The sequence below is a fragment of the Embleya sp. NPDC025285 genome (assembly GCF_055558835.1).
On record NZ_JBVHLU010000282.1, the window covers coordinates 1 to 1,724 of the forward strand.

The 1,724-nt window shown below is 58.4% G+C and carries 4 protein-coding genes; all 4 read right to left on the minus strand.

Annotated elements, in window-relative coordinates; genetic code table 11:
• Positions 1 to 20: 20 nt before the first annotated feature.
• A complete protein-coding gene (locus ACZ4FV_RS52225) occupies positions 21 to 683 on the minus strand; it encodes a hypothetical protein (RefSeq protein WP_465328513.1) in 663 nt (220 codons plus the stop codon).
• On the minus strand, positions 683 to 1,108 hold the full coding sequence (locus ACZ4FV_RS52230; protein ID WP_009681560.1) for a hypothetical protein: 426 nt from the start codon (positions 1,106 to 1,108) through the stop codon (positions 683 to 685). The genes ACZ4FV_RS52225 and ACZ4FV_RS52230 overlap by 1 nt, the downstream gene beginning before the upstream one ends.
• Positions 1,109 to 1,190: 82 nt before the next feature.
• A complete protein-coding gene (locus ACZ4FV_RS52235; protein ID WP_223813025.1) occupies positions 1,191 to 1,499 on the minus strand; it encodes a hypothetical protein in 309 nt (102 codons plus the stop codon).
• Positions 1,471 to 1,724, minus strand: a 254-nt coding sequence (locus ACZ4FV_RS52240; protein ID WP_465328515.1) for a hypothetical protein, incomplete at its 5' end; no start/stop codon positions are given. The genes ACZ4FV_RS52235 and ACZ4FV_RS52240, both read right to left, overlap by 29 nt.

Sequence of the window (1,724 nt, forward strand, 5' to 3'; positions counted from 1 at the left end):
GGTAACGACAGTGGCCGGGTCTATCCGGAAACCGCTGGGGCTTGGCGTATCCAGCACAAAGGTGCCGATGCCATGGCGGGTTTCCACCTGCCCGGCCGCCTGCAATCGCGAGATGGCTTCACGCACCACGAGATCCACTGGCTGGCCACGAGCTCGGCGGTGAAACCATGCAGGTGTTTCTTGGCCCAGGCGGCATCGAGCTCCTGAGGATCCACTCGCCCTGCAATATGCTGGGCGAGGCCAGTAGAAACGAGAGACATGCGACGTACAGCCTCAGCGATCCTCGCCGGATCTGCGTCATGCCCCGGGTAGATTGTTGCTGCCTTGAAGACTGGAGCCAGGCCCTTGAGGACCTCGGCGAAACCTGGCACCAGGGCTGCGGACGGGGCTTCTGGCTGCGAAGCCTCATCAGCCTTTGGCTCTGCAGGTAGCTCCGACTTAGGTTCCGGTGCAGCCGGGGAGACGACTTGCGTCTCGATCACAACCTGACTGGTCGGCGCCGGCGATACCTCCGCCTGGGCTGCAGCTTGCTCGGGCTTGCCGAGCAGCATGTTTTCAAATTCGTCCAGTAGTGAACCGCCTTGTGCAGCAGCTGGCTCCACTGCCGCCTGAGTGGCAGTGGTTTGTTCACCGCTGGAAAAACGCTCCACCTCTTGCTTGTGAAGCTTGCGCAACATCGACATCAGGAAGCCTCCGCCGTAGCAGCTTCGACGTAGTCAGCAAAGCGATCGCCCAGCACGTACTGCAGTTGGTCGAGCATGATGCTGTTGCCTGATCGAGGAAGGGACTCGATAATCAGCGCCGTGGTGGCCATTCGCCAGAACTGGCTTAGGAATGAGTTCCGCTCGCTGACCAAACGGACCCGGGCGCCGAACAGGGAGTTGCCCTCACCCTCCAGGGCGAAAGCCAAGTCGCCACCGATCCGCCTGGCCGCGAGCTCGGTTTCAGCTGCAGCCAACAGGGCAGGGGCATAGGTCGAATGATTGAACACAGCCTCGACCGGAACAGACTCATCGCCGAATTTGAAGGTCCACCCACGCTCACCCGCCAGGTGGATCATGATGTGCTCAAAATCGCTGTACTCGATTCGACTAGATGCTTTGACCATAGGGAAAGATCACTTTAGAAGCACGTCATAGACAAACAAAAGTGAGCTTAACAATACGCTAAAAAAACTGCAAAGGCATTTGCTATTTTTTTGGCGGAATGGTCAGCAAGAATATTGGCGGTGCGGCTTTCGCCCTCTCGATAAGGCCCTCAGTTTCTGCCCTGGAAAGCTCACCATCTGAAACAGCGGCGTTGTAGGCAGCGATCAATGCTGGATCGCCAGTGCGGGTTATGAACCCCCTCACCACCTGAACTTCACTGGACTGCAGGGTAGGGCTGCGATCCTGGAAATACGCGAAGGCGAGAGCCGTGCAACCAGCAGCGAGAGCCGCCATGGGCAAGGCTCGCTTGAGGGAAGGGCAGCTAGAAAACAGGGCGATGACGGTGTTCAAGTTCTTCTTCCTGTTCGTCCTGCAAAACATCGAGCTGGCTGATCAGCTGAGCAGCCAGCTCGGCATCGCCCTCCAGGGCAACCTGCATGGCATGGTTGACCATGTGTGAAACTTCGCTGCCACGCTCCTGCAGCAAGTCCTCGATCCTGGCAGTACAGAGAACATCTCGAAGCCCCTGCGGAGCAGCTTCAAGTACTCGTAGCCCCTTCGTCGTCAGCTGATAGG